The organism is Methylomonas sp. 11b (assembly GCF_000515215.1).
Classification (GTDB): domain Bacteria; phylum Pseudomonadota; class Gammaproteobacteria; order Methylococcales; family Methylomonadaceae; genus Methylomonas.
Window position 1 is genome coordinate 3462266 of sequence record NZ_KI911557.1, and the last position, 20742, is coordinate 3483007.

Here is a 20742-nt window from a genome sequence, read left to right on the forward strand (position 1 = left end):
AACACATGCTAAAAAACAGAAATATTTTGATTTTATTGGTCGGTTTTATTTTGGGTGCGACGCTGAGCTTGTGCAGCAGTGTCCTGGCGGAAAAGGAATCGCCCGTTTCGACGAAGGTGGATGATTTACAGGCCTTGCCTTTCGATGAGTTGCGGACGTTTACCGAGATATTCGGGCGAATCAAGCAGGATTATGTAGAGCCCGTATCCGACAAAAAGCTATTGGAAGATGCGATCCGCGGTATGTTGTCCGGTCTGGATCCGCACTCGGCTTATCTGGCTAGCGAAGAATACAAAGAGTTGCAAGAAGGCACTACTGGGCAGTTTGGCGGTTTGGGAATTGAAGTGGGCATGGAAAACGGCTTTGTTAAAGTCGTTTCTCCGATTGACGATACGCCTGCCCAGCGAGCCGGCATCAAGGCGGGCGATTTGATCGTGCGTCTGGACGATAAGCCGGTCAAGGGTATGACACTGGCCGATGCGGTAAAAATTATGCGCGGCGAGCCGGGTAGCGATATCGTGTTGACCGTGGTTCGCGAAGGTGAAGAGGCGCCGCTGAAATTTACGTTGACCCGTGACATCATCAAAGTCAAAAGCGTGAAAAACAAACTGCTGGAAAAAAATTACGGTTACTTGAGAATCAGTAGTTTTCAATCCGGTACCGGGCAAGGTTTGGTGGACGCGGTCGACGAACTGAAAAAAGAAAACGAAGGCCCGTTGAAAGGTATTGTGTTGGATTTGCGTAACAACCCGGGCGGTGTATTGAATGCTGCTGTCGATGTCAGTGATGCGTTTATCGAGTCCGGTTTGATCGTGTATACCGAGGGCAGAATCAAAAACTCAGAAATGCGTTTTAGTGCCACGCCTGACGATATTATCAACGGTGCGCCGATTGTGGTGCTGATTAATGGCGGCTCGGCTTCCGCGTCGGAAATTGTTGCGGGTGCGTTGCAGGATCACAAACGAGCCATCATCATGGGCGAAAAGTCTTTCGGTAAGGGTTCGGTGCAAACCATACTGCCGACCAGTAATGGCGCGGCGGTGAAGTTGACCACAGCCCGGTACTTTACGCCATCCGGTCGCTCCATTCAGGCGCAGGGCATTGAGCCTGATGTGACTTTGGCAAGAGTGAAGTTGGAGTCGTTGGAAAAAGCCAAGATCGAGTCGATTAAAGAAGCTGATCTGACGCACCACTTGACTAATGGTAACGCGAAGCCTGAGAAAAAATCCGAAGAAGAGGATAAAGATGATGCGAAAGATCAGTCTGAAAAAGACGGAGATACTAACGAATCCTCAGAAGCGGAAATTCGCGACTACCCTTTGCATGAAGCGTTGAATCTGCTGAAAGGTATCAGTATTATGAGAAAGTAACCTAAATGTATTAGGCAAATAAAAACCCGCTTGGCTATATTCGTCAAGCGGGTTTTTTATTGTCTGTTTTTTGTACTTCTTGTCAGGTGCTTAAGGCAATTCTCCGACTTTGGCTTAGTTCGTCGATGCCTGATAGCGTACCGAGAAATTGTTCATGGCTGCCAGGGCCTCTTGGATATGGTTGGGATCGGAAAACTCAAACGCATTCACGCCCACGCGCGCCAAATAAAATACTTGGTCAGGCAGGTAATCGCCGACGGCTCTAATTTCCCCTTGATAACCGTCGCGGCTCCTTAACAAACGTGCTTGCGAAAAAAGTCTGCCATCGCCGAATATCGGAAAATTAAGCTCTATTACACCAATTTTACTCAGGTCGTCAGTCAGCGGTTCAATTTGATCGCTGGGGATGAGTCGAACGCCGGTTTGGCTGGAACGTTTGATTAGTTGTTCTTTATCTGCCAGCCAACGAGCTAATGTGACTGTAATGTCGCCATTTTCTGGCAGCGGACTGTCGTCGGCAATAAAAGTCCAGGTGTTTTCTACCAACTGTCGATCTTTAATGATTTGCATAAACTCTTTCTTTAAATGGTTCCAGGCCAACGCGTTTGACGGTCTCTAAGAATGCTTCGTCTTCAAGGCGTTGCTTGAGGTAAACGTCTAATATCGTTGTGATGGTAGAAGTGATTTGGTCCTTGGGAACCGATGGCCCTAAACGTTCGCCTATTGCCGCTTCGTTTTCAGAAGAACCGCCCAAGGTGATTTGATACCACTCCTCGCCATGCTTATCGACGCCGAGAATGCCGATATGGCCGACACTTTGATGGGCGCAGCCGTTCATGCAGCCGGACATGTTGATTTTAAGGTCGCCGATGTCGTGGATATAATCCAAATCATCCAATGCTTCGTTGAGTTCTTTCGCTACACCGATAGAGCCGGCATTGGCCAGGGAACAAAAATCCAGGCCCGGGCAGCAAATCATGTCGGTGACGGTGCCGATATTAGGCGTAGCCAATTTGATGGCGTCTAGTTGCTGCCATACTGTAAACAGGTAGGCTTGTTTCACATCAGCCAAGACCAGGTTTTGTCTATGCGTGCTTCTAATTTCGCCAAAGCTGTATTTATCAGCTAAATCGGCTACAGCTTCGAGTTGCTTGTCGGTCATGTCGCCCGGAGGCGAGTCAGGGGCTTTTAGCGAAACGTAAACGCCACGGTAGCCGACGATTTTATGCTCGACGGTATTGTATTTAACCCATTTTGCAAAGGCTGTGTCAGCGGCTAAGTGCGCGTTGAAGGCGTTATCGTTGCTTGCCGACGCATCGTATGGCGGTGGTGCAAACTGCGCTTTCATCTCTTCTATACGTTCATTGCTCAGCAGCATTTCATCTTTGATGCGCAGCCATTCCTTTTCGACCATGGCGGTAAATTTTTCCAGGCCGGTTTCCTTGACCAGGATTTTGATGCGGGCTTTATATTTGTTGTCTCGTCTTCCGAACAGGTTGTAGACCCTTAAAATCGCTTCTAAATACGACAGCAGATGTTGTTTTTCCAGGAAGGGTCTAACGGTTTGGCCAATGATGGGCGTTCTGCCCAGGCCGCCGCCGGCTAGGATTCTAAAACCGATTTCATCCGCTTCGTTTTTTACCAGATACACTCCAATGTCGTGGAACTGCACGGCTGCGCGATCATGCGTGGCGCCGCTAACTGCGATCTTGAATTTGCGCGGCAAAAAGGCAAATTCCGGATGCAGTGTCGTCCATTGCCGGATGATCTCGCAATACGGACGCGGATCTTCGATTTCGTCCTTGCAAATGCCGGCTAAGGGGTCGGAGGTTGTGTTTCTCAGGCAGTTGCCGCTGGTTTGAATGGCGTGCATTTGCACGGTCGCCAGTTCGGCAAGCAAGTCGGGTACCCGGCTAAGCTCTGGCCAGTTGTATTGGACGTTTTGGCGGGTTGTGAAGTGGCAATAGCCCTTGTCATAGTCGCGAGCTACCGATGCCAGCTTGCGTAATTGCTTGGACGAGAGCAGTCCGTAAGGTACTGCGACACGAAGCATGGGCGCATGAGTTTGCACATACAAGCCGTTCATTAGGCGTAAGGCTCTGAATTGGTCGGGGCCGAGTTCGCCGCTTAAAAAGCGTTGGGTTTGACCGCGAAACTCATTGACGCGCTCCTCGATAAGTGTTTGATCTTGCTTGTTATATTGATACATTTAAAGGCGATGCTTGGTTTACATACTATTTTGCTAGGTATCTGAATAATATACTGGCCGGGATTAAATGACAAAGAATATTGTATGGTGATAACATGCCCGGTTAGTTTTTTCCGCTTTCAATAATGACTAAAACATAGAGGATAAAGGGGGCTATCTTGTTGCGCTTACTGTTAATTTTGGCCGGCTTGCTGTTTTTGCCGGAAATCGCCATGGCTGAAGAGTTTCACAACCTCGGCTTAACCGGAACCGAGCGGGGCATCTACACCGTTCTGATCTTTTTGGTGGCCTATGGTTTCGTGATGGCCGAAGAATTTACGCATTTGCGTAAATCTAAGCCAGTCATTTTCGCCGCAGCTGTGATTTGGGGGCATGTAGCGATACTGGCTCAGGAAGCCGGTGTGTCAGGTGAGGAGCTACACAAGGCTTTCGAACATGACTTAAAAGAATATGCCGAATTGATGTTGTTTTTGCTAGTGGCGATGACATACATCAACTCCATGGCGGAACGCAATGTATTCGAAGCGTTGCGTTCTTGGCTTATCAGAAAACAATTCGGCTACAAGCAATTGTTCTGGATCACTGGCATCATTACATTTTTTCTGTCGGCAGTTGCCGACAACCTGACTTCCGCGTTATTGGTCGGGGCTGTGGTGATGGCGGTCGGTGCTGACAACGAGAAATTCGTGTCTATCGGCTTTGTAAACTTGGTGATCGCGGCCAATGCTGGTGGTGCGTTTTGTCCTTTCGGAGACATCACTACTCTGATGGTGTGGCAGGCTGGTTACGCTGAATTCTTTGACTTCTTCAAGCTGTTTATTCCGTCAGTTGTGAACTTCGTGGTGCCTGCATTCTTCATGGCGCAAGCGATTCCAAACGGTCAACCGTTGGCAACCAATGAAGCAGCCGTGGAATTGAAGCCAGGTGGCTGGGTGGTTTGCGGCTTATTTGGCGTCACTATCGGTTTGGCTGTTAGCTTTAAGCAGTTGCTGCATTTGCCACCATTCATGGGAATGATGTTTGGTCTGTCGATATTGATGCTGTTTAGCTACTACTTGAAAGTTCGCTTTCCTGCGGAAGATGGTTCCCGCGTTGATGTATTTGACCGCGTAAAAGAAGCTGAGTGGGATACCTTGTTATTCTTCTTCGGTGTGGTCTTCGCGGTAGGCGGCCTGGGTTATATCGGTTATCTGGAGTTGTTATCCAGTGCAATGTATGACGGCTTGGGTCAAACCACCGCCAACATCCTGGTGGGTATCATTTCTGCGGTGGTTGATAACATCCCGGTAATGTTTGCGGTACTGAACATGAATCTGGATATGGATTTGTACCAATGGCTGCTGGTGACATTGACTGCTGGTGTCGGAGGTTCATTGTTCTCGGTGGGTTCTGCGGCAGGCGTAGCGTTGATGGGGCAATCCAATCACAAGTATACCTTCTTCAGTCACTTGAAATGGACGCCAGTTATCGCTGCAGGCTATGCGGCGAGTATCGTTACTCACTATCTGATCAACGGTTAATTCGTCGATTTTGATAAAGCTGTATTAAAACCAGGGAAAGCGCGTGACAAAGGCTGTCAAAAGTTGGAGTAGCGCTTTCTCTGTTTCTGCTTCGCACAGAGCGTGTGCAGCAGACTTTTCTCGGCATTTCGGCCGGCCTCCGTTCTCGTTGGGTTCTTCGTCTTTATCTGTCTGGCTGGTCGATGGACCGGTTTCGCTGTTAACTATTAGTTTTTTCGGTCTGGCGGACGTAGCTTGCTCGGGTAAAGTATTGTTTCTGCATGAGCACGCCAACGAACGGTACTCCCTCTTTGCCTGACAAGTCGTCGCAAGAAGCCCATTCAATAACCGCGACTAGCTCCGCCGCGCGCCGTAAACGCTCTGCGCTGGAAGTGATGCGTGAGCTTAAACAGCCCAAGGTCGCTGTCATGCTGGCGCTGGGTTTCGCCTCAGGCCTGCCCTTCCTGCTGACGGCCAACACTTTCGGCTACTGGCTGCGGGACGATGGTACTAGTCTGGTTGCCATTGGGTTTATCTCCTGGGTTGGCTTCGCCTACGCTTTCAAAGTGTACTGGTCGCCGCTGGTGGACCATGTCGATGTGCCGCTGCTGGGGCGTCTGGGACGGCGTCGCGGTTGGATGCTACTGTGCCAGATTCTGGTCGCCATCGGGTTGCTTGGCATGGCCACTGTCGGGACGGCAGGCGGGTTGGTGGCAATTGGTGTGTTCGCCTTGTTGACGGCCTTCGCGTCAGCTACTCAGGACATCGCCATCGACGCTTGGCGAATCGAATCCGCTTCCGACACCGACGAAGTGGGTTTGATGACTTCGGCGGCGCAGGTCGGATACCGCGTCGCCCTCATCATTACCGATGCCTTGATCATTGCTGCGGCGGCCCGTATCGGGTGGAGCATGTCCTACGCTGCCATGGCAATGTTGATGGCATTCTGCACAATGGCAACCCTGTTTGCCTCTGAGCCAGTCCGCGCCGAGGTGGTGCTGCACCAGAAGCCTCCGTTATTGACCTTGCGCGGTCTCGCCAATGCGGTCATCGGCCCATTTATCGATTTCTTCGCCAACCACAAGGTGGCCGGATTGCTTATGCTGCTGATGGTGGCGCTCTATCGTCTGCCCGACTTTGTGATGGGGCCAATGTACAATCCGTACTATCACGATCTGGGGCTCTCCAAGGATACGGTGGCTTGGGTGCGCGGCTCATTCGGGCTGGTTGCCACTTTTTTCGGTATTGCCGCTGCGGGTCTCAGTGCGGCTCGACTAGGTCTATTACCAACACTGATCGCGGGGCTTGTGTTTGAGGGTTGTGGCACTGCGGCATTCGCCTTGCTCAGCGTCAACGCTGACACGGCAATTTTCGCCGCAATCATGACGCTCGACGCTTTTGCCCAGTCCTTCGCTGGCGTGGCCCTAGTAATCTATATGTCGAGCCTGACCAGTCTGGGCTATACCGCTACTCAGTACGCCATGCTGTCCTCAACCTATGCCTTGCTTGGCAAATTTCTGAAAGGATTCTCCGGGATTGCGGTTGAAACGCTCACTCCGATCTACGGGTTGCTCGGAGCCTATGCTACCGCGTTTGTGGCCACTGGTCTGACTGCGGTGCCGCCCCTGCTGTTATTGCTGCTGCTTTGGCGTGTGCAGAATATTAAACGATAGAACTCTGGTCTTTACCTGGTTTTGAGCCAATTGGTCTAGCGGTAGTGATTTTATTGGCGTTGCTGATGAGCATGGCTGATAACAGTGCTACTCTCGAATCCTAAGTGAATAGCCAAAGTTCTTGCAGATCGCCTTACGAGATCGTATCATAAGCAGTTCTCTATCAAGTATGTAGCCCGGAACGGGTATGTGAGCGCTATGAAACCAGAAATACATCCAGAATATAAACAAATTACCGTCACCTGCGGGTGCGGCAATACTTTTCAAACCGGTTCTGTGCTGGCTTCTGATTTACACATTGAGGTGTGTTCTTCTTGCCATCCGTTTTATACCGGTAAACAGCGCGTCGTTGATACGTCGGGTCGTGTTGATAAATTCCGTAAAAAATTCGGGAAATAAAGATTTTCGAGAAGTCTTGTTCGGCCGTCGGTCAATTGGCGGCCAGATTCTTCCGAACTATATAACACCTTCAAAATAACGCTTCTTCAGCAAAAATCTCTTCCTCTGCAGGGTCTTCAGATTTAGGTGCAGATTTTGCCGTTGGTACCGTCTCTTCACTGAAATATTCCCAAATACCGCCTCTCGCTTCCTGATCGAGCAATAATCCGTCCGCCGGATTAATGTATGCCTGGACTATACCGCTCGGCTGCGCTAATGGCTTTTCCGGGAAGTTTTGTTGTACGGCCTTTATGAATTTAATCCACATCGGTAAGGCCGCTTTGCCGCCAGTCTCGCCGTGACCAAGCGGTAATGAATTGTCGAAGCCTATCCATGCAGAGGCCACTATATCCGTAGCAAAACCGTTGAACCAAGCGTCTCTTTGCTCGTTCGTGGTGCCCGTTTTGCCGGCCAAATCGTTACGGCCCAATTGTTTGGCCTGGGTTGCCGTGCCGCGTTGTACAACATCTCTTAGCAAGCTGTTTGCCAGGAAATTGATTTTTGCTGAAATGGCGCGAGGCGCGCGGTTTGGCGGCCGCGGGTCCTGATCCGGACAATCGGCGCATGCCAGCGGTGGGTTTGCCTGAAACAACAAGTTGCCTTTGTGGTCTTCGATGCGTTCGATGAGATAGGGTTTTACCAAAAAACCGCCATTGGCAAAGACCGCATAGGCCGATGCCATGCGCAATGGTGAGGCATAGCCGCTACCCAAGGCCAGAGACAGCGTGCCGGGTAATTGCTCTTTGTCGAAACCAAAGCGCATGGCCGTATCTATTGCCTGGGATACGCCGATTTCCTGCAGCAAGCGCACTGAGACCAGATTGATCGATTCCCGGAGCGCAACCCGCAGTGATGTCGGGCCCAGATAACGGCGACTATAATTTTCCGGGCGCCAGTCGTTTTCTTGTGAAGGATCCTCGATCACGATGGGTGCGTCATTAATAATGCTGGCTGCGGTGAAACCTTTTTCTAATGCGGCTGTGTAAATAACAGGTTTGAATCCCGAGCCAGGCTGGCGTTTGGACTGAGTAGCCCTGTTATATTTGCTGTGATAAAAATCAAAGCCGCCACATAAGGCCAAAATTGCGCCGTTGTTGGGATTGAGCGCTACAAAAGCAGCTTCGGCGTCCGGAATTTGCGTGAGCGCCCATTCGTCCTTTACGAGTTCTCTAACCCAGATGATGTCGTTCGGCTTAAGAAATGCTTTTGCGGTACCGATATTTTTTTCCGGGTAAGGTTTTGCCCATTCAATATTTTTCCAGGCGATGGCAATTTGCGTGTTGTCGTAGAGTTTTGCGGTAACACCGGAATCGGCTACTGCCGTTATCAGGGCTTGCCGGGTATCTCCAACAACATTGTCGGTTAGCTGAGCGCCGTTTTTTTGCGTATTTTTATGGGGAAAGCCTCGATAGCCGTGGCGCTCGTCATATTCGTGCAGGGTTTTTTGCAAAGCGTCTTCTGCTGCTAACTGAAATTGACTAGGGACGGTGGTGAAAATTTTCAAACCCAAGGTATAGGCTGTCTCGCCGTATTTGGACATGACTTCTTGCCTAACCATTTCCGCGATGTATGGCGCCTGCAGCTCGACATTTATCGGCTGAATCTCCGCATTATCAACTGCTTGCACGGCAAATTCGTAATCGTGCTGGCTTATGTAGTTTAGATCCAGCATTCGGCGCAACACGTAGTTCCGCCGCTCTATGGCGCGCTGCGGATTGGCTATCGGATTGTAAATGGATGGTGCTTTCGGCAGGCCGGCAATCATCGCTTGTTGATGTAGGGCTAACTCGGAAATATCTTTACCGTAATAGGTTTGTGCGGCTGCTGCTACACCATAGGCACGTTGACCCATGTAAATTTTGTTTAAATAAAGATCCATAATCTGATCTTTGGAAAATTGCCGCTCAATTTTCAGTGCAAGAATGATTTCCTTGAGTTTGCGTAAGTAGGTTCTTTCGTTGCTGAGCAGGAAATTACGGGCCACTTGCATGGTGATGGTGCTGCCGCCTTGCCGCTTCTTGCCGGTGAGGGCTAATTGGCTTACCGCGCGCAGCAGGCCTTTGAAATCGACGCCGTTATGCTTATAAAAACGATCATCTTCGGCCGCGATGAAAGCCTTGATCAATTGTGGTGGCACTTGCGCGATGCTGGTCGGGATTCTGCGCTTCTCGCCAAACTGAGCTATCAGCAGGTTATCTTGGCTGTAGATGTTCAACGGCATCTGATATTGAACGTGTTGTAACTGGTCTATATCCGGCAACTCCTTGTCGAGTTCGAGCAGGAAAAAATAAACAGCAATCAGAAATGTGCCGATAAAAGCCAACGAGCAGAAGGCCAGCCACTTAAAAAGTGTCTTGATCAGGGATTTGGGTTTGGGGGCTTTCTTAATGGGCACTGAAATTCAAACGCACTGCTAAAATACAAATTGCCGGTCAAAATAAACCCTTTTGATTTTAGGAACAACCTAAAGTTACTTGTAAAGTGGTTTATCTAAGAGGATGAAAATAAAAAAATCTACTATACTTCAGGCCCATGTGGGTTCTGCAAGCCTCGTCTGAGCATGCTTGAGCCAAATTCAATCATATTCGATCTAAAAAGGGTTCATTCATGAGCTGGTTGAGCAGGAATCCGTCGGCTGTGCTGGGTGTGGATATTAGTACAGCTGCGGTTAAATTGTTGGAATTGAGCCGGGTTGGTGCGCGTTACCGGGTAGAAAGTTACTCGGTGGCTCCGTTACCTCAGGATGCGATAGTCGATAAGAACATCACCAATATAGAGCAAATCGGCGCGGTAATAAAAGCGGCGGTAAAGCAATCCGGTACTCGGGCAAAACAGGCGAGCGTTGCGGTTGCGGGTTCATCGGTGATGACCAAGATTATTTCGATGCCTGCCTCCTTGTCCGATAGGGACATGGAAGAGCAAATCATGGTGGAGGCCGATCAGTACATTCCTTATTCGTTGGACGAAGTCAATCTCGATTTCGAAGTTCAGGGCATCACCAAAAATAATCCGGATATGGTCGATGTGTTGCTGGCGGCTTCTCGGCGGGAAAATATCGAGGACAGGGTGGCCGCGCTGGCCTATGCCGGCCTGAAGGCTGTTGTGGTCGATGTGGAAGCTTTTGCGATGGAAAATGCGTTTTCCTTGTTGGCGGATCAGTTGCCGGAAGGTGCCGGCAATATGACTGTCGCAATCGCCGACATTGGCGCAACCATGACATCTCTGAACATTCTGCATGAAGGTAAAACTGTTTATACCCGGGAGCAGGGCTTCGGCGGAAAACAGCTAACCGAAGAGATTCAGCGCCGCTACGGGTTGTCTTATGAAGAAGCCGGTTTGGCCAAGAAGCACGGCGGCTTGCCGGACAATTACGTAACCGATGTGCTGGAACCCTTCAAAAAAGCCATGTTGCAGCAAATCGCCAGATCGTTGCAATTCTTCGTTTCCTCTAGCGCTAATCGAGGTGTGGATGCGTTGGTGCTTGCCGGGGGTTGCGCATCCATCGCCGGTTTGGACAAATTGGTGGAACGTGATCTGGGCATCCCGTCTTACATCGCCAATCCGTTCATCAATATGGCGCTTTCTAATCGGGTCAAGCCGCAAAGTCTGAGTAACGATACGCCGGCGATGATGATAGCGTGCGGGTTAGCGTTAAGGAGTTTTGATTAATGGCAAGAATTAATTTACTCCCCTGGCGAGAAGAGCTACGTAAAAAAAAGCAGCAGGATTTTGTGGCGGGTATCGGTGCCGGTATTTTGGTGACAGCACTGATTTTGGTCGTCGTCTTTATGTATATCGAAGGGATCAAAGAATATCAGACCCGTAGAAACACGCTTCTGCAAAACGAAATAGCCATCTTGGATAAGCGAATTCAAGAAATCAAGGAAATTGAAGACAAGAAAAATAGGTTATTGACCAAGATTGAAGTGATCCAAAAATTGCAGGAAAGTCGGCCCGAGGTGGTGCATTTGTTCGATGAATTGGCTAAAACCACGCCGGATGGTATTTACCTGACGAAATTCGCCCAAGCCGGGTCGGTTTTGACTTTGGACGGGAAGGCGGAATCGAATGCGCGGGTGTCTGCATACATGCGGGCTATCGATAACTCGCCGTGGATGAATACCTCTGTGCTGACTGTAATCAAAGGTGAAGGTAAAAAAGACGGGCAGATGAACGACTTCACGATGACTGCCAAGCAAGGTAAGAAGACCGATAAGCCGCAACAAGGAGCCGTCAAATGAATTTGTCTGAAATAAATTGGGACATCAATTCGGCGGGTAGCTGGCCGACGCCGCTAAAAATCATTGTCATACTTATTTTTTCGGTATTAACAGCGGCTGCGGGCGTGTACTTTGTGACGGTGCCGCAGCTGGATGAATTGGATGTGCTTGAAAAACAAGAAGAAAGTTTGAAAAGTGCGTTTGAAGTTAAGCAGAAAAAGGCTGTCAACCTCCAGGATTACCGCGACCAGCTGGATCAAATCGAAGCGTCGCTAGGTGAGATGTTAAAGCAAATGCCCACCAAGGCTGAAGTGGCCAGCTTGTTGGTCGATATTTCTCAAACCGGTTTGGCAAGTGGCTTAGAGTTTAAATTGTTTCAACCCAGCACCGAAATTAACAGAGAGTTTTATTCCGAATTGCCGATTGGTATCCATGTTGTCGGCAAGTATGAAGAATTGGGATTGTTTGTCAGTGGTTTGGCTTCGTTACCAAGGATTGTGACGGTGCATGATGTGGTGATGACACCGCTGGGTAAAGAAGGCAAAGATGGTATGAGTATGACTGCAACCATAAAAACCTATAACGAGGGTGAAACAGCGCAAGCCGCTGGCGGATCGGCAGCTAAGAAAAGGAGAGGTCAATGAGGTGCGGTAGCGTGAAAGTGTATTCGACTCTGCCGGTATTGAGTGTGCTTTTGATCGGTATGACGGGTTGCGGTGGGGATGATGTCAGCGATCTAACAAAATATATTCAAGAAGTAAAAGCCCGCCCCAAGGCTCCTATCGAACCATTGCCCGAGATTAAAGTGGTGGAATCATTCATATTTAAACCCGATGGTTTGCGGGATCCTTTTCGGTCTATCGAAAGAAAGGATGACGATAGCAGTATCGACGTTTCCGGCATAAACGGTGTTAAGCCCGATATAGAGCGTCGGAAGGAAGAGTTGGAAGCTTATCCGCTTGATAGCCTGCGCATGGTTGGAACGCTACGTAACGATAAAGGCTATTGGGGCTTGATAAGGGCTAGGGACGGGACTATCCATCGGGTCCAGGTCGGGCATCATATGGGGCAAAATTACGGCAAGATTCTGCGAATTCTCGACGACAAAATAGAGCTAATGGAAATCGTACCTGATAAGCCGGGCACTTGGCGCGAACAACAGTCTTCACTGGCATTGGCCGATGAAAAAGGGTTATAGAAATGAGTACTAAACAAAATAAAAACGGGTGGAAAGCGGCCGGCTTCGGTTTCTGGTGTTCAGTGTTGCTGGGTTGTTTTATGCACGTTGCGCTGGTGCGCGCTGATGACGGAGCTATAAACAACTTAGAGTTTTCCACCTTGGCCGGAAACCAAGTGCAGGTGCAACTGGAAATGGATGGGCCGATAGTGGCGCCAAAAATTTTTCAGACCGATAATCCTTCCAGAATCGCCTTGGACTTTGCCGGGGTAAAAAGTAATTTGGCGAAAAAAAGCTTTCCTATTAACCAAGGAGCCGCGGGTACGGTTTATGTAGTAGAGGCGTCGGGGCGGACTCGGGTTATTATCAATCTGATAGAAAAAGTGCCTTACGAAACCAAAATTGAGGGCAATAAATTTTATGTGGTTTTGAGGTCTAGTGGAACTGTCGCTGCGGTAAATCGGGCGGTACAGCAAGCGCCCACCGCGAAGGATTCGGTGATTAGTAAGTTTTTGCCGGAACAAAACATAAAAAGTATTGATTTTAGACGCGGCCCCAACGGTGAGGGACGCTTGTTGCTGGGTTTATCAGCGGCGAATACTGTCGTGGACGCTAAGCAAAATGGCGGTAAAGTGGTATTAAGTTTCCTAAATACCAGGTTGCCGGAGTCGTTAGTTAAAAGTTTCGACGTATCGGACTTTGCGACACCCGTGCAAAAAATCGAAGCCTCTCCAAGAGGTGATAGCGTCAACATCGTCATAACACCTAACAACGGTAATTACGATTACTCGTCCTATCAGTCCGATAATCTATTGACGGTTGAGTTTCGACCGTTGACGCCGGCGGAAAAGGAAGCGCAGCAAAAAGAAAAATTCCCGTATATCGGTAACAAGTTGTCATTGAATTTTCAAGATATCGAAGTGCGTTCGGTCCTGCAAATTCTTGCCGACTTTACCGAGCTTAATATCATTGCCGCCGATTCTGTGGCGGGCAACGTGACGCTTAGATTGAACGATGTACCTTGGGATCAGGCTTTGGAATTGATTCTAAAAGCTAAAGGATTGGCAAAAAGACAGAATGGTAATGTGGTGATGGTGGCGCCGGTTGCCGAAATCATGAAAATAGAGCAGGAAGAGCTGGATTCGAAAAAAATATTTGAAGAGTTGGAGCCGTTAAAAACCGAAAATATTCAAATCAATTACGCGAAAGCAGGGGAGATTTGCGGTGTATTAATGGGGGTAGGTAATAACTCGCAGGGTGGGCAGTCGGGGGCAGGCGCGAGCGGAGGTGGTGGTTGCGGCGGAGGAGGAGGTGCTTCCGTAGCCTCGCAACAGTCCGGAGCCGGGCAGAATAGTCAAGGCGGTGGCTCGGCAAGTATGCGCTTGCTGTCGCCACGCGGTACGGCGATTGTCGATGCCAGGACCAACACGCTGATTGTCAAAGACACTGCAAAGGCTATGGAAGATGTAAGAAGAATGATCAAGCTATTGGACGTGCCAGTACGCCAAGTATTGATCGAATCGCGGATCGTAATAGCTGATACATCATTTGCGCAGAACTTGGGTACCAAATTTGGGGTGGCGCATAAAGCCGATGTCAATAGTGGCACCCAATATGGGATGACTGGTGCCGGTGTTGAAACAAGTGAAAATTCTCAAATTTTGTCGGATTTGGGGTCCGCATTGGCTGCCTCCAGTGGTGGTGCCTTGGCATTGACTTTGGCGCGCGGTGCGGATTATCTGTTGAATCTTGAGATAAGTGCCTTGCAGGATGACGGCAAAGGCGAGTTGGTATCCAATCCGCGGGTAATGACTAGCGATATGGTGCAAGCTTCAATCAAACAAGGTGTACAGATTCCGTATCAAACCCAAAGCCAGGCAACAGGTCCGGTGACGGAGCTGGTCGATGCGGTGTTGGAGCTGAATGTCACGCCGCAGATTACGCCAAGCGGCAGTGTTATCATGTTGCTCGACATCAAAAAAGATTCTCCGGGAACGCCGCTTGCTACGGGCGGTAATGCTACCGTACCCATCGATACCCGGCAGTTGAAAACCAAAGTTCAAGTTGAAGATGGCGAGACGGTAGTGTTGGGCGGTATTTACGAGTCAACCGTTCAGGAATCGTTTAATACCGTGCCCTGGGTGTCGGATTTGCCGGTGATAGGCTGGATGTTCAAGAAAAGTGTAAAAAACGATACCAAAAAAGAGTTATTGGTGTTCATCACGCCTAAAGTGGTGAAAGAGTCTATGACGGCAAAGTGAAGCGTCGTTTGACTTAGTGGCAAAAAGGGGCTTCATGCCCCTTTTTTTGTGGCTTGCCGAGATTGGGCGGCCACCTCGTGTTCGTTCTTTTAAGCCGCCGGCTATGCTATATTCCGCGTTCACCAGACAATCGTTACGAATATGACGACAAACAATATTTTAACTCTAGTTCTTTGGGCGCTGTTGTTGCAGGCCTGCGGTCAGACAGGGCCTTTATATATGCCGGATAGCCCGCCGCCAATTTACGTACCCAAACAAGATAAATAAGCCATGGATTTTTTTAATTATCGGCAACATGAACTGTTTGCCGAAAGCATTCCTGTTGACGAAATTGCCGAAAACTACGGCACTCCCTGTTATGTCTACTCGCGAGCTACCTTGGAAAGACATTGGCAAGCTTTCGATCAAGGCTTTGCCGGTCACCCTCATCTTATTTGTTATGCCGTAAAAGCAAATTCAAATATTGCTATTCTCAATTTATTAGCACGACTGGGATCTGGGTTCGACATCGTGTCGCTTGGCGAAATGCAGCGCGTGCTAGCTGCGGGCGGAAGTCCGGACAAAATTGTGTTTTCCGGAGTAGGCAAGCGCGAAGATGAAATTTTGGCAGCGCTGAAAATAGGTATACGCTGTTTTAATGTGGAAGTCAGCGGTGAGTTGGATCGTATCAACTGTTTAGCCGGTGAGTTGGGGGTTGTCGCACCCGTGTCTTTTCGGGTTAATCCCGATGTTGACGCCAAGACGCATCCCTATATTTCCACTGGTTTGAAAGAGAATAAATTCGGGATCGATATCAAGCAAGCTATTCACGAATATCGGCGAGCCGCCCAGATGCCGAATATCGAAATAGTCGGTATTGATTGCCATATCGGCTCCCAGCTAACGGAAGCCGTGCCGTTTCTGGACGCGTTGGATAGGGTGTTGGCGTTGGTCGACGAACTGCAGGCGGAAGGTATTGAATTGCACCACCTTGATTTAGGGGGAGGGCTGGGTATTTGTTATCGCGATGAGTGTCCCCCGCAACCTTCTGAATATATCGCGGCGTTGCTGCAGCGTCTGGATGGGCGAAACTTCGAAATCTTATTGGAGCCGGGGCGAGCAATCGTTGGCAATGCCGGAATATTGTTAACCAGAGTGGAATACCTTAAGCCGACAGAGAATAAAAACTTTGCCATTGTTGATGCGGCAATGAATGATCTGGTCAGACCGGCTTTATACGGGGCGTGGCAGGCAATCATTCCGGCGAATGCCGAAAGTGATCAGCCCGAGTTGGATTGGGACATCGTTGGGCCAGTTTGCGAGACGGGTGACTTTCTAGGAAAGGCTCGGGCATTGAAGCTAAAACAAGGTGATTTATTAGCGGTTCGCTCAGCCGGTGCCTACGGATTTACGATGAGTTCAAACTATAACTCAAGGCCTCGAGCGGCGGAGGTAATGGTGGATGGCGATAAAACACATCTTATTCGAGCCCGAGAAACTCTGGATCAATTGTGGGTTGGCGAGCAGCTTTTGCCGGAGTAGCTATGATAATTAACTTCACCAAAATGCAGGGGCTGGGAAATGATTTTGTCGTGATCGACGCTATAAACCAGCAAATACAATTGACGACCGCACAGATTCGATTTTTGGCGGATCGCCATTTTGGCGTGGGCTGCGATCAATTGTTATTGGTGGAAAAGCCGATTAGTGATAACGCCGAGTTTAAATACCGGATTTTCAATGCTGACGGTAGCGAGGTTTCTCAGTGTGGAAACGGTGCGCGTTGCTTTGCTCGTTTTGTGCGTGACAAAGGCTTAAGCAATAATGACGAAATTATTGTCGATACCGATGCAAGACAACTGACACTGCGATTCGATGCAAGAGATTTGATCACCGTTGAAATGGGTGTCCCGGCACTTGAGCCTAAGCAGATACCGCTGAAGGCTTCCGAACAGTCCAAGCTGTATAAAGTGAAGTTGGCGGAAACAGAAGTTCAGTTCGCCGCGGTATCCATGGGTAATCCTCATGCAGTTATTCAGGTCCATGATGTGGCGAACGCGCCTGTTTCGACTATCGGAGCTAGACTGGAGTGTCATGAGTTGTTTCCAGAGCGAGCTAATATCGGGTTCATGCAAGTTGTTAATCGCCGGCACATCAAATTGCGAGTTTACGAACGCGGTGCAGCCGAAACTTTAGCTTGTGGTAGCGGGGCGTGTGCCGCCGTGGTCGCTGGTATCGAACAGGGATTGTTGGATCAGGTTGTTCAGGTTCAATTGCCTGGCGGGGAGCTAACTATTAGTTGGATCGGCAGCGGTCATCCTGTACTGATGACGGGCGCGGCTACCACGGTTTTTGAGGGACAAGTAAAGTTATGAGCAGCGAACCAAAAGTCTTATTGACCGAAGCCCACGTTAAGGCTTATTTGCAAGACCACCCTGAGTTTTTCCAGAATCACCTGGATTTGCTGGAGAAGATGCATATCCCTCACCCCAGCGGAAATGCAATATCGCTAATCTCCAAGCAACTGGAAATTTTCAGAGCGAAGCACCAGGAACAAGAAAATCAACTAACCGCATTGATTGATATTGCTCGGGAAAACGACGCGTCGTTCAATCGCATGCATGAGTTGACCTTAGCTATGCTGGAAGCAAATTCTTTGGAGGATGCGGTCGCTAATTTAAGCGAGGTGTTGGCTGAATGTTTTTTCACTGATTTCGTGGCCATTAAAATCATTAAAGAGCAACCGCTATCGCCGATCAGTAATTTATTTGTCGGGGCGGATGATGCTAATTTGAAGCATTTTTCCAATGAATTAACCACAAACCAGCCGAAATGCGGTCGGCCGACCTTGCCTCAAGCGAGGTTTTTATTTGGTGATGTGGCTGCGGAAGTTCGCTCTTGTGCAATCATTCCTATGGTGTTCACTCAGCTTGATGGGCTGTTGGCAATCGGCAGCCGCGATGAATCGCGGTTTCACTATAGTATGGGCAGTATATTTCTTACCCAAATGAGCGAAATTATCGGGACGCGTCTTATTTCATTGCTACAACAAACGGATTGATTGTTATGCATGCCGAAGCGGATGACGCCTTGCAGCTGTATTTTTGCTATCTGGTTTCGGAAAAGCGTGTTGCCGACCATACGTCGACGAATTACCAGCGGGATTTAAAGCGTTTTAGAAGTTTTTGCAATGTGCAAGAGCTTAGGCTTTGGCAGCAAGTTCAAGATCGCGATGTGAGGAACTATATTGCTGGACGCCATAAAAACGGGATAGGAAGCAAGACGATTCAGCGCGAACTTGCTGCGCTACGTAGTTTTTATCGATTTTTGCTCAAAACTAACCAAGTGACGCATAACCCTGCTCAGCATGTGCAGGCGCCTAAAGTGTCAAAAAGGCTTCCTCATGTGTTGGATGTTGATCAGATGATGGGGATGTTAAATGCGACGCCAGATTCGGTTTTGGAAGTCCGCGATTTGGCGATGTTCGAATTGTTCTATTCATCAGGGTTGCGACTGAGCGAGTTAGTGATGCTTGATTTGTCGGACATTGATCTTAGCGAAGGCTTTTTGAGAGTGCGTTTTGGTAAAGGCGGCAAGCAAAGGCAATTGCCTGTTGGTAGTAAAGCACTTGATGCGCTTAAGGTTTGGCTGACAAATCGGCCTGAGGGGGGGCAAGCGGTGTTTGTTTCCTTGCAGTGTCGTCGATTATCTCGAAGAAGTGTGCAGCTTAGATTGGATCGTTGGGGTAAAAAAAACGGTATAGCCGAACACCTTCATCCGCATATGTTAAGACATTCGTTCGCAAGCCATCTGCTTGAAGCTAGTAAAGATATTAGGGCTGTGCAAGAGTTATTAGGGCATAGCAATATATCTACTACGCAGATATACACGCACCTGGATTTTCAGCATTTAGCGGCCGTATATGATCAAGCACATCCGCGATCACGCAAGGGTTGAAGGCTGTTGGATAAAAAAGTTCTTGACGCGGGGTGTATGGGTGATTAAAATGCGCGGCTCTTCACTGCTTTAGCTTTTTGGGTTTGGCGGTGAAGGAGTCGGCTGGGTTCGGCGGGTTTAAGGTTGTGAGTGGCGGGTTTGTTTTGAGTGTTTCGGTTTTTGAAATGGCTTAAAAATAAATTTGACAGGAACTGAAAACGCTGTAGAATATGTCGGCTCAACAGGGCGAAATGCTCTGGCTCTTTAACAAACGAAATCGAAATAATTTGTGTGGGTATGTGTAGCGACTATGTGCTGTTTAAAAATAGTCGACACAGAAACCACGTCAATTCGCAAGAAAAGATGTTCTGTAGTCGAGCCAAGATTGGTCACTAATCTTATTTAGTGACAAGTTAAAATTAAACTGAAGAGTTTGATCATGGCTCAGATTGAACGCTGGCGGTATGCTTAACACATGCAAGTCGAACGGTAGCAGGCCTTCGGGCGCTGACGAGTGGCGGACGGGTGAGTAATGCATAGGAATCTGCCTATTAGTGGGGGACAACGTGGGGAAACTCACGCTAATACCGCATACGCCCTACGGGGGAAAGCTGGGGATCTTCGGACCTGGCGCTAATAGATGAGCCTATGTTGGATTAGCTAGTTGGTAGGGTAAAGGCCTACCAAGGCGACGATCCATAGCTGGTCTGAGAGGATGATCAGCCACACTGGGACTGAGACACGGCCCAGACTCCTACGGGAGGCAGCAGTGGGGAATATTGGACAATGGGCGAAAGCCTGATCCAGCAATACCGCGTGTGTGAAGAAGGCCTGAGGGTTGTAAAGCACTTTCAATAGGAAGGAATACCTGCCGGTTAATACCCGGTAGACTGACATTACCTATACAAGAAGCACCGGCTAACTCCGTGCCAGCAGCCGCGGTAATACGGAGGGTGCAAGCGTTAATCGGAATTACTGGGCGTAAAGCGTGCGTAGGCGGTTGTTTAAGTCAGATGTGAAAGCCCTGGGCTTAACCTGGGAACTGCATTTGATACTGGGCAACTAGAGTTTAGTAGAGGGGAGTGGAATTTCAGGTGTAGCGGTGAAATGCGTAGAGATCTGAAGGAACACCAGTGGCGAAGGCGGCTCCCTGGACTAAAACTGACGCTGAGGTACGAAAGCGTGGGTAGCAAACAGGATTAGATACCCTGGTAGTCCACGCCGTAAACGATGTCAACTAACTGTTGGGTTCTTAAAGAACTTAGTAGTGGAGCTAACGTATTAAGTTGACCGCCTGGGGAGTACGGCCGCAAGGCTAAAACTCAAATGAATTGACGGGGGCCCGCACAAGCGGTGGAGCATGTGGTTTAATTCGATGCAACGCGAAGAACCTTACCTACCCTTGACATCCAGAGAATCTGTTAGAGATAGCGGAGTGCCTTCGGGAGCTCTGAGACAGGTGCTGCATGGCTGTCGTCAGCTCGTGTTGTGAAATGTTGGGTTAAGTCCCGTAACGAGCGCAACCCTTATCCTTAGTTGCCAGCGGGTCATGCCGGGAACTCTAGGGAGACTGCCGGTGATAAACCGGAGGAAGGTGGGGACGACGTCAAGTCATCATGGCCCTTATGGGTAGGGCTACACACGTGCTACAATGGCCGGTACAGAGGGCTGCGAACTCGCGAGAGTAAGCGAATCCCAAAAAGCCGGTCCCAGTCCGGATCGCAGTCTGCAACTCGACTGCGTGAAGTCGGAATCGCTAGTAATCGCGGATCAGAATGCCGCGGTGAATACGTTCCCGGGCCTTGTACACACCGCCCGTCACACCATGGGAGTGGGTTGCAAAAGAAGTAGGTAGTTTAACCTTCGGGAGGGCGCTTACCACTTTGTGATTCATGACTGGGGTGAAGTCGTAACAAGGTAGCCCTAGGGGAACCTGGGGCTGGATCACCTCCTTACAAAGACGGCACACCGTTACACGTA

17 protein-coding genes and 1 rRNA gene are annotated in these 20742 nt (G+C 49.2%); 15 read left to right on the forward strand and 3 right to left on the reverse strand.

Annotated elements, in window-relative coordinates; translation table 11 throughout:
* Positions 1-5: 5 nt before the first annotated feature.
* The gene (locus METH11B_RS0116635) at positions 6-1370 is read left to right on the forward strand and encodes a S41 family peptidase (RefSeq protein WP_020483749.1); all 1365 of its coding nucleotides are present in this window, start codon (positions 6-8) and stop codon (positions 1368-1370) included.
* A 114-nt stretch (positions 1371-1484) separates the two neighbouring features.
* Here the strand turns inward: METH11B_RS0116635 and METH11B_RS0116640 are convergent, their stop codons facing one another.
* Together METH11B_RS0116640 and METH11B_RS0116645 are read right to left on the reverse strand one after the other, a co-directional pair.
* Positions 1485-1940 carry a DUF934 domain-containing protein gene (locus tag METH11B_RS0116640; protein ID WP_026602988.1) on the reverse strand — a complete coding sequence of 152 codons (456 nt, stop codon included), beginning with the start codon at positions 1938-1940 and terminating at the stop codon, positions 1485-1487.
* Positions 1927-3579, reverse strand: coding sequence for a nitrite/sulfite reductase (locus tag METH11B_RS0116645; RefSeq protein WP_026602989.1), 1653 nt, complete (start codon positions 3577-3579; stop codon positions 1927-1929). Before METH11B_RS0116645 ends, METH11B_RS0116640 begins: the two co-directional genes overlap by 14 nt.
* Before the next feature lie 212 nt (positions 3580-3791).
* Here METH11B_RS0116645 and nhaD point away from each other — a divergent pair, with 212 nt between their 5' ends.
* The 3 genes from nhaD (at position 3792) to rpmE (ending at position 7150) form a co-directional block, all read left to right on the forward strand.
* Positions 3792-5099, forward strand: coding sequence for a sodium:proton antiporter NhaD (gene nhaD, locus METH11B_RS0116650; protein ID WP_231499692.1), 1308 nt, complete (start codon positions 3792-3794; stop codon positions 5097-5099).
* A 260-nt stretch (positions 5100-5359) separates the two neighbouring features.
* Positions 5360-6751: an AmpG family muropeptide MFS transporter gene (locus tag METH11B_RS0116655; protein ID WP_026602991.1), complete on the forward strand. Its 1392-nt coding sequence runs from the start codon at positions 5360-5362 to the stop codon at positions 6749-6751.
* A gap of 198 nt (positions 6752-6949) precedes the next feature.
* On the forward strand, positions 6950-7150 hold the full coding sequence (gene rpmE, locus METH11B_RS28700; protein ID WP_081607938.1) for a 50S ribosomal protein L31: 201 nt from the start codon (positions 6950-6952) through the stop codon (positions 7148-7150).
* Positions 7151-7220: 70 nt separating this feature from the next.
* On the opposite strand, the gene METH11B_RS0116660 is transcribed toward rpmE, so the two are convergent.
* On the reverse strand, positions 7221-9584 hold the full coding sequence (locus tag METH11B_RS0116660) for a penicillin-binding protein 1A (protein WP_026602992.1): 2364 nt from the start codon (positions 9582-9584) through the stop codon (positions 7221-7223).
* 212 nt (positions 9585-9796) lie between these two features.
* Between METH11B_RS0116660 and METH11B_RS0116665 the strand changes: the two genes are divergently transcribed.
* The 11 genes from METH11B_RS0116665 (at position 9797) to METH11B_RS0116710 (ending at position 20717) form a co-directional block, all read left to right on the forward strand.
* The gene (locus METH11B_RS0116665; protein ID WP_020483743.1) at positions 9797-10858 is read left to right on the forward strand and encodes a pilus assembly protein PilM; all 1062 of its coding nucleotides are present in this window, start codon (positions 9797-9799) and stop codon (positions 10856-10858) included.
* Entirely contained in the window at positions 10858-11430 is a 573-nt protein-coding gene (locus tag METH11B_RS0116670) for a PilN domain-containing protein (RefSeq protein ID WP_026602993.1), read from the forward strand. Before METH11B_RS0116665 ends, METH11B_RS0116670 begins: the two co-directional genes overlap by 1 nt.
* Positions 11427-12053: a type 4a pilus biogenesis protein PilO gene (locus METH11B_RS0116675; RefSeq protein ID WP_020483741.1), complete on the forward strand. Its 627-nt coding sequence runs from the start codon at positions 11427-11429 to the stop codon at positions 12051-12053. Before METH11B_RS0116670 ends, METH11B_RS0116675 begins: the two co-directional genes overlap by 4 nt.
* Positions 12050-12607, forward strand: coding sequence for a pilus assembly protein PilP (locus METH11B_RS0116680; protein ID WP_026602994.1), 558 nt, complete (start codon positions 12050-12052; stop codon positions 12605-12607). The genes METH11B_RS0116675 and METH11B_RS0116680 overlap by 4 nt, the downstream gene beginning before the upstream one ends.
* Positions 12608-12609: 2 nt before the next feature.
* Positions 12610-14847, forward strand: coding sequence for a type IV pilus secretin PilQ (gene pilQ, locus METH11B_RS0116685; protein ID WP_026602995.1), 2238 nt, complete (start codon positions 12610-12612; stop codon positions 14845-14847).
* A 141-nt stretch (positions 14848-14988) separates the two neighbouring features.
* On the forward strand, positions 14989-15114 hold the full coding sequence (lptM, locus tag METH11B_RS28705; RefSeq protein WP_081607937.1) for an LPS translocon maturation chaperone LptM: 126 nt from the start codon (positions 14989-14991) through the stop codon (positions 15112-15114).
* A 3-nt stretch (positions 15115-15117) separates the two neighbouring features.
* A complete protein-coding gene (gene lysA / locus METH11B_RS0116690; protein WP_026602996.1) occupies positions 15118-16368 on the forward strand; it encodes a diaminopimelate decarboxylase in 1251 nt (416 codons plus the stop codon).
* Positions 16369-16373: 5 nt separating this feature from the next.
* Entirely contained in the window at positions 16374-17201 is an 828-nt protein-coding gene (gene dapF, locus METH11B_RS0116695) for a diaminopimelate epimerase (protein ID WP_036277727.1), read from the forward strand.
* The gene (locus METH11B_RS0116700; protein ID WP_026602998.1) at positions 17198-17887 is read left to right on the forward strand and encodes a DUF484 family protein; all 690 of its coding nucleotides are present in this window, start codon (positions 17198-17200) and stop codon (positions 17885-17887) included. The genes dapF and METH11B_RS0116700 overlap by 4 nt, the downstream gene beginning before the upstream one ends.
* 5 nt (positions 17888-17892) lie before the next feature.
* Positions 17893-18783: a tyrosine recombinase XerC gene (gene xerC, locus METH11B_RS0116705; RefSeq protein ID WP_036277729.1), complete on the forward strand. Its 891-nt coding sequence runs from the start codon at positions 17893-17895 to the stop codon at positions 18781-18783.
* A 400-nt stretch (positions 18784-19183) separates the two neighbouring features.
* Positions 19184-20717 (forward strand): 16S ribosomal RNA (locus tag METH11B_RS0116710).
* Positions 20718-20742 lie beyond the last annotated feature (25 nt).

Bases quoted from the DNA above. Each gene is read 5' to 3' on its own strand.
- lptM (WP_081607937.1), top strand. From the start codon at position 14,989: ATGACGACAAACAATATTTTAACTCTAGTTCTTTGGGCGCTGTTGTTG.
- pilQ (WP_026602995.1), top strand. From the start codon at position 12,610: ATGAGTACTAAACAAAATAAAAACGGGTGGAAAGCGGCCGGCTTCGGT.
- METH11B_RS0116655 (WP_026602991.1), top strand. From the start codon at position 5,360: ATGAGCACGCCAACGAACGGTACTCCCTCTTTGCCTGACAAGTCGTCG.
- METH11B_RS0116665 (WP_020483743.1), top strand. From the start codon at position 9,797: ATGAGCTGGTTGAGCAGGAATCCGTCGGCTGTGCTGGGTGTGGATATT.
- METH11B_RS0116680 (WP_026602994.1), top strand. From the start codon at position 12,050: ATGAGGTGCGGTAGCGTGAAAGTGTATTCGACTCTGCCGGTATTGAGT.
- METH11B_RS0116670 (WP_026602993.1), top strand. From the start codon at position 10,858: ATGGCAAGAATTAATTTACTCCCCTGGCGAGAAGAGCTACGTAAAAAA.
- nhaD (WP_231499692.1), top strand. From the start codon at position 3,792: ATGGCTGAAGAGTTTCACAACCTCGGCTTAACCGGAACCGAGCGGGGC.
- METH11B_RS0116675 (WP_020483741.1), top strand. From the start codon at position 11,427: ATGAATTTGTCTGAAATAAATTGGGACATCAATTCGGCGGGTAGCTGG.
- METH11B_RS0116645 (WP_026602989.1), bottom strand. From the start codon at position 3,579: ATGTATCAATATAACAAGCAAGATCAAACACTTATCGAGGAGCGCGTC.
- METH11B_RS0116640 (WP_026602988.1), bottom strand. From the start codon at position 1,940: ATGCAAATCATTAAAGATCGACAGTTGGTAGAAAACACCTGGACTTTT.
- METH11B_RS0116700 (WP_026602998.1), top strand. From the start codon at position 17,198: ATGAGCAGCGAACCAAAAGTCTTATTGACCGAAGCCCACGTTAAGGCT.
- METH11B_RS0116635 (WP_020483749.1), top strand. From the start codon at position 6: ATGCTAAAAAACAGAAATATTTTGATTTTATTGGTCGGTTTTATTTTG.
- xerC (WP_036277729.1), top strand. From the start codon at position 17,893: ATGCATGCCGAAGCGGATGACGCCTTGCAGCTGTATTTTTGCTATCTG.
- lysA (WP_026602996.1), top strand. From the start codon at position 15,118: ATGGATTTTTTTAATTATCGGCAACATGAACTGTTTGCCGAAAGCATT.
- rpmE (WP_081607938.1), top strand. From the start codon at position 6,950: ATGAAACCAGAAATACATCCAGAATATAAACAAATTACCGTCACCTGC.